The sequence below is a fragment of the Pseudomonas sp. NBRC 111138 genome, from assembly GCF_001320835.1.
In the GTDB taxonomy this organism is placed as follows: Bacteria; Pseudomonadota; Gammaproteobacteria; order Pseudomonadales; family Pseudomonadaceae; genus Aquipseudomonas; species Aquipseudomonas paracarnis.
In genome coordinates, this window is the sequence record NZ_BCBO01000054.1 from 1 (window position 1) to 5,960 (window position 5,960).

General features: G+C 59.4%; 5 protein-coding genes. 3 read left to right on the forward strand and 2 right to left on the reverse strand.

Going from position 1 to position 5,960, the window contains the following annotated elements:
- Positions 1–91 precede the first annotated feature (91 nt).
- The gene (locus tag APH41_RS09880) at positions 92–1,585 is read right to left on the reverse strand and encodes a CoA-acylating methylmalonate-semialdehyde dehydrogenase (RefSeq protein WP_034125914.1); all 1,494 of its coding nucleotides are present in this window, start codon (positions 1,583–1,585) and stop codon (positions 92–94) included.
- Positions 1,586–1,624: 39 nt separating this feature from the next.
- The gene (locus APH41_RS09885) at positions 1,625–2,974 is read right to left on the reverse strand and encodes an aspartate aminotransferase family protein (protein WP_054918734.1); all 1,350 of its coding nucleotides are present in this window, start codon (positions 2,972–2,974) and stop codon (positions 1,625–1,627) included.
- A gap of 126 nt (positions 2,975–3,100) precedes the next feature.
- Here APH41_RS09885 and APH41_RS09890 point away from each other — a divergent pair, with 126 nt between their 5' ends.
- The 3 genes from APH41_RS09890 to APH41_RS09900 form a co-directional block, all read left to right on the forward strand.
- Positions 3,101–4,021: a LysR family transcriptional regulator gene (locus APH41_RS09890; protein WP_034125912.1), complete on the forward strand. Its 921-nt coding sequence runs from the start codon at positions 3,101–3,103 to the stop codon at positions 4,019–4,021.
- 88 nt (positions 4,022–4,109) lie between these two features.
- Positions 4,110–5,504, forward strand: a complete 1,395-nt coding sequence (locus tag APH41_RS09895; protein ID WP_054918737.1) for a uracil-xanthine permease family protein — start codon at positions 4,110–4,112, stop codon at positions 5,502–5,504.
- Between the two features lie 87 nt (positions 5,505–5,591).
- Positions 5,592–5,960, forward strand: a 369-nt coding sequence (locus APH41_RS09900) for a TetR family transcriptional regulator C-terminal domain-containing protein (RefSeq protein WP_156359041.1), incomplete at its 3' end; no start/stop codon positions are given.

The window sequence follows — 5,960 nt, forward strand, 5'->3', positions numbered from 1 at the left end:
CCTTCTTTTTCACATTTCTGTCATATAAGTTAAAAAAGCCCCAATAATGCAAAGGCCGGCCCCAAGGGGCCGGCCTTTTACCTACCGAGCCTTACAGGCTAGGGAAGGCGAATTGCGACGCTTCATGGCTGGCCCGTTGCGGCCAACGCTGGGTGATTGCCTTGCGACGGGTATAGAAACGCACCCCGTCCGGCCCATAGGCATGCAAGTCGCCAAACAGCGAACGCTTCCAGCCACCAAAGCTGTGATACGCAACCGGCACAGGCAGCGGCACGTTCACCCCCACCATGCCGACTTCAATCTCATCACAGAACAGGCGCGCCGCTTCACCGTCACGGGTGAAGATACAAGTACCGTTGCCGTATTCATGATCGTTGATCAGCTGCATCGCCGCTTCCAGGCTATCCACCCGCACTACGCACAGCACCGGCCCAAAGATCTCTTCTTTATAGATACGCATCTCAGGGGTGACGCGGTCAAACAAGCTGCCACCGAGGAAAAAACCTTGCTCATGCCCTGCAACACTCAAGCCACGGCCGTCAACGACCAGCTCAGCCCCCGCCGACACACCGTCCTCTATATAGCCACTGACTTTATCTCGCGCCTGCCCCGTCACCAACGGGCCCATATCCAGCCCGCAAGAAGTGCCCGCACCAATCTTCAACGCCTTGACCTGAGGCGCCAGCTTGGCGATCAACGCATCCGCTACCTGGTCGCCCACGCACACAGCCACCGAGATCGCCATGCAACGCTCACCGCAGGAACCATAAGCCGCGCCCATCAGGGCACTCACAGCGTTATCCAGGTCTGCATCCGGCATCAGCACCGCGTGATTCTTCGCCCCACCCAGCGCCTGCACGCGCTTGCCGCGTTTGGTCGCTTCGGAATAGATGTACTCGGCAATCGGCGTCGAACCTACAAAACTCAAGGCTTTGACTTCCGGAGCTTCGATCAATGCGTCCACCGCGCCCTTGTCGCCATGCACCACGCTGAGCACGCCTTTGGGCAATCCGGCTTCCTGCAACAGCTGCGCGATCAACAGCGTCGAACTCGGGTCGCGCTCTGAAGGTTTAAGGATGAAACAGTTACCGCAGACAATCGCCAGCGGGTACATCCACAACGGCACCATCGCCGGGAAGTTGAACGGGGTGATACCCGCCACTACGCCCAACGGCTGGAAGTCCGACCACGCATCAATGTTCGGCCCTACGTTGCGGCTGTATTCACCCTTGAGAATCTCCGGCGCCGAGCACGCGTACTCCACGTTCTCGATCCCACGCTTGAGTTCACCCGCGGCGTCTTCCAGGGTCTTGCCATGTTCTTCGCTGATCAACTGCGAGATCCGTGCTTCGTTCTGCTCCAGCAGTTGCTTGAAACGAAACATCACTTGGGCACGCTTGGCCGGCGGCGTATTGCGCCAAGCCGGAAACGCCGCCTTGGCTGAGTCAATCGCCTGTTGAATGGTTTCACGACTGGCCAAAGGCACCTGGTGAATCACCTGCCCGGTAGACGGGTTATAGACGTCGGCACTACGACCGCTGTCGTTGACCAGTTCACCGTTGATCAAATGCTGGATAAGGCTCATGCAGGGCTCCTGAAAAATTGTTCTATATAGAAGGAGAAATCAGTCGATCTTGTTCAGCACTTCGCCGACCGCGTCAAACAGACGGTCCAGGTCCTGCGGCTTGCTGTTGAAGGTTGGCCCGAACTGCAGGGTGTCGCCGCCAAAACGCACATAGAAACCGGCCTTCCACAACGCCATGCCGGCCTCGAATGGACGCACGATGGCATCTCCATCACGTGGGGAAATCTGAATCGCACCGGCCAGGCCGTAGTTGCGAATGTCGATCACATTCTTGCTGCCCTTCAAACCGTGCAGCGCATTCTCAAAGTGCGGCGCGACTTCGGCTACGCTCTGCACCAGGTTTTCTTTCTGCAACAGGTCCAATGCCGCCAAGCCCGCCGCGCAAGCCACCGGGTGCGCCGAGTAGGTGTAGCCGTGGGGGAATTCCACTGCGTATTCCGGCGTCGCCTGGTTCATGAAGGTCTGGTAGATCTCGCTGCTGGCAATCACCGCGCCCATCGGGATCGCGCCGTTGGTGACTTGCTTGGCAATGCACATCAGGTCCGGGGTCACGCCGAAGCTGTCGGCACCGAACATCGAGCCGGTGCGGCCAAAGCCCGTGATCACTTCGTCGAACACCAACAGGATATTGTGCTGGTCGCAAATTTCGCGCAGACGCTTGAGATACCCCTGCGGTGGCACCAATACCCCAGCGGAACCGGCCATAGGCTCGACAAATACGGCCGCAATGTTCGACGCGTCATGCAGCTCGATCAACTTGAGCAACTCATCGGCCAGCGCGATGCCGCCCAGCTCCGGCATACCCCGGGAGAAAGCGTTGCTGGCCAGCAAGGTGTGAGGCAGATGGTCAACATCCATCATCGCCTGGCCAAACAGCTTACGGTTACCGTTCACACCGCCCAGGCTGGTACCGGCAATGTTAACGCCGTGGTAACCACGGGCGCGACCAATCATCTTGGTCTTCGTGGCCTGGCCTTTCAGGCGCCAGTAGGCCCGCACCATCTTCACCGCCGTATCGGCACATTCAGAGCCCGAATCGGTGAAGAACACATGATTCAGGTTGCCTGGGGTCAGGTCGGTGATTTTTTCCGCCAACTGGAAGGACAACGGATGACCGTACTGGAAGCCTGGAGAGTAGTCCAAGGTGCCCAATTGCTTGGCGACCGCTTCCTGGATTTCCTTGCGCGTATGCCCGGCGCCACAGGTCCAAAGGCCCGACAACGAATCATAGACCTTGCGCCCCTTGTCATCGGTCAACCAGCTACCTTCGGCGGCCACGATCAGGCGTGGATCGCGCTGGAAGTTGCGGTTGGCGGTGTAAGGCATCCAGTGCGCATCCAGCTTCAATTGGCTGGCCAGGGACGATGGGGCGTTTTCGGGCATGTTCATCAGCAAAACCTCGCAGGGCAAAAGGCAGCGTCGGGATTGAAAAAGCGTTGTTGCAGCTAAATTGCCACGGGGATAAAGTCGGTGAAATCCAACTCTTCTAACCTTCAGTCAGGACTTCACTAAACTATGAGCAGCCGTCGTCCCGACCCTTTGGCCCAAGTCAGTGACTTCGATATTCGCCTGCTGCGCATCTTTCGCAGCGTAGTGGAGTGCGGCGGCTTCTCGGCAGCGGAAACCGTTCTCGGCATCGGGCGCTCGGCCATCAGCCAGCAGATGAGCGACCTTGAGCAACGACTCGGGCTACGGCTCTGCCAACGCGGCCGCGCCGGTTTTTCCCTGACGGAAGAAGGCCGCGAGGTCTATCAATCTGCCCTGCAACTGCTGAGTGCCCTGGAAAGTTTTCGCACCGAGGTCAACGGCCTGCACCAACATTTGCGCGGCGAGTTGATCATTGGCCTCACCGATAACCTTGTCACTCTGCCCCATATGCGCATCACCCACGCATTGGCGCAGTTGAAAGAACGCGGCCCGGACGTGCAGATCCAGATCCGCATGATCGCCCCCAATGAAGTGGAGCAAGGCGTACTCGACGGTCGCCTGCACGTCGGTGTGGTGCCCCAGGCCAGCGCACTGTCGGGCCTGGAATACCAGCCGTTGTACAGCGAACGTTCCTTGCTCTATTGCGCGGTCGGCCACCCGCTGTTTTACGCCGACAACAAGCAACTCGACGACGAGCGCGTCGACAGCCAGGACGCCATCGCCCCCACCTTCCGCTTACCTGCGGAAATCCAGGCCCATTACCAGGCGCTCAACTGCACCGCCAGTGCGTCAGACCGTGAAGGCATGGCGTTCCTGATTCTCACCGGGCGTTATATCGGCTACCTGCCCGATCACTACGCCAGCCTGTGGGTACAACAAGGCCGACTGCGTGCGCTGAAACCGGCTACACGTTTTTACGATTTGAGCCTGGCATCGGTCACGCGCAAGGGCCGTCGCCCTCATTTGGTGCTGGAAAGTTTCCTGGAAAGCCTGGCCGCCACCCGCTGATTCGGGCCTCGCGCAAAAAGCTGAGCATATGGACAGCTTTTTGCAAGGACTCAAGGACCTTGAACCGTCCGCCTTGAGTTGACCCGCCATGCCCCCAGAATCCTCCAGCCCCAGCGACCTGATCTACGGCCTCAACGACCGGCCGAAACCACTGCCCGCTTTCCTCGCGGCGCTGCAACATGTATTGGCGGCGTTCGTCGGCATCATCACGCCGCCTCTGATTATTGGCTCCACCCTCGGCCTCACCGCCCACTTGCCCTACCTGATCAGCATGGCGTTGATGGTTTCCGGCGTAGGCACCTTCATCCAGGCACGCAGGCCGTTTGGTATCGGTGCCGGCATGATCTGCCTGCAAGGCACCAGCTTTGCGTTTCTCGGCGCGGTGTTGTCTGCAGGCTTTCTGGTGAAACAACGCGGCGGCAGTCCGGAAGACATTCTGGCGATGATTTTCGGCGTGTGCTTCTTTGGCGCGGCGGTACAGATTGTATTGAGCCGCTTTATCGGCCAGCTGCGCCGCGTGATCACACCGCTGGTGACCGGCATTGTGATTACGCTGATCGGCATCAGCCTGATCAAAGTGGGTATCACCGACCTCGGCGGCGGTTTCAATGCACCGGACTTCGGCGCCCCCGCCAACCTGGCGCTGGGCCTGTTCGTGGTTTTGACGATCATCCTGCTCAACCGCTCGAACACGCCCTGGGTACGCCTGTCGGCCATCATCATCGGCCTGGCCCTGGGCAGCCTCGCGGCGTGGTTCAGCGGTAAACTTGTTCCCCAGGCTTTGCCTGACCTGCCATTGGTCAGCCTGCCTACACCATTCCGCTTTGGTTTCAACTTCGACTGGAGCGCCTTCCTGCCGATTGCGCTGATTTATCTGATCAGCAGCATCGAAACCGTCGGCGACCTCACCGCCAATTGCATGATTGCCCGCCAGCCTATCAGCGGCCCTTCTTATATAAGCCGGCTCAAGGGCGGCGTCCTCGGCGATGGGGTGAGCTGCATGATCGCCGCCACTTTCAGCGCTTTCCCCAACACCACGTTTGCGCAGAACAATGGTGTGATCCAGCTCACCGGCGTGGCCAGCCGTTACGTCGGTTTATACATCGGCGTGTTGCTGTTCTGCCTGGGCCTGTTTCCGCTGATTGGCGCCGTGCTGCAGCAAATCCCCAAGCCGGTGCTGGGCGGCGCGACCCTGGTGATGTTCGGCAGTGTGGCCGCAGCCGGCGTGCGCATTCTCGCCCAGGCACCGCTGGATCGACGCAGCATGCTGATTATCGCCACCTCGTTCGGTGTTGGCCTGGGTATCGCCGCGCAACCTAACCTGCTGCACCTGATGCCGACACTGGTGCAGAACCTGTTCGACTCCGCCATCACCAGCGGCGGTATCACCGCCATCCTCCTGTGCCTGTTACTGCCGGAGGCCAAGGCAAGTACCACCGCCGCAAACCACACCCCGGAACGCGACAGCCTGGAACCGCTTTGACGGTTTTATTGCATCAGGACTTGTCTGAGGCTTGAGGGTGGGTTATCTGTGCACACGTCGTCTCTATCGATCAGCACGGAAACCTCCATGAGCCTCGAAGTTCCTGCCCACAGCAACCACGGCGGTAAACCCGCCAGCCGCATTCGGCAAAAGAATGAACAAGCGATTCTCCAGGCTGCTGAAGATGAATTCGCGCGCCATGGCTACAAAGGCACCAGCATGAACACCATCGCTGCCAGCGCCGGGCTGCCCAAGGCCAACTTGCACTATTACTTCACCAACAAGCTGGGCCTGTACATCGCAGTGCTGAGCAACATCCTCGAACTCTGGGACAGCACCTTCAACGCGCTGACCGCCGAGGATGACCCAGCCGTGGCGCTCGCTCGTTACATCCGCACCAAGATGGAATTCTCGCGCCGCCAACCCCAAGCCTCGCGGATCTTCGCCATGGAGATC

Excerpts from the sequence above, each read along its gene's own strand:
- APH41_RS09890 (WP_034125912.1), top strand. The coding sequence starts at position 3,101 with ATGAGCAGCCGTCGTCCCGACCCTTTGGCCCAAGTCAGTGACTTCGAT.
- APH41_RS09885 (WP_054918734.1), bottom strand. The coding sequence starts at position 2,974 with ATGAACATGCCCGAAAACGCCCCATCGTCCCTGGCCAGCCAATTGAAG.
- APH41_RS09880 (WP_034125914.1), bottom strand. The coding sequence starts at position 1,585 with ATGAGCCTTATCCAGCATTTGATCAACGGTGAACTGGTCAACGACAGC.
- APH41_RS09895 (WP_054918737.1), top strand. The coding sequence starts at position 4,110 with ATGCCCCCAGAATCCTCCAGCCCCAGCGACCTGATCTACGGCCTCAAC.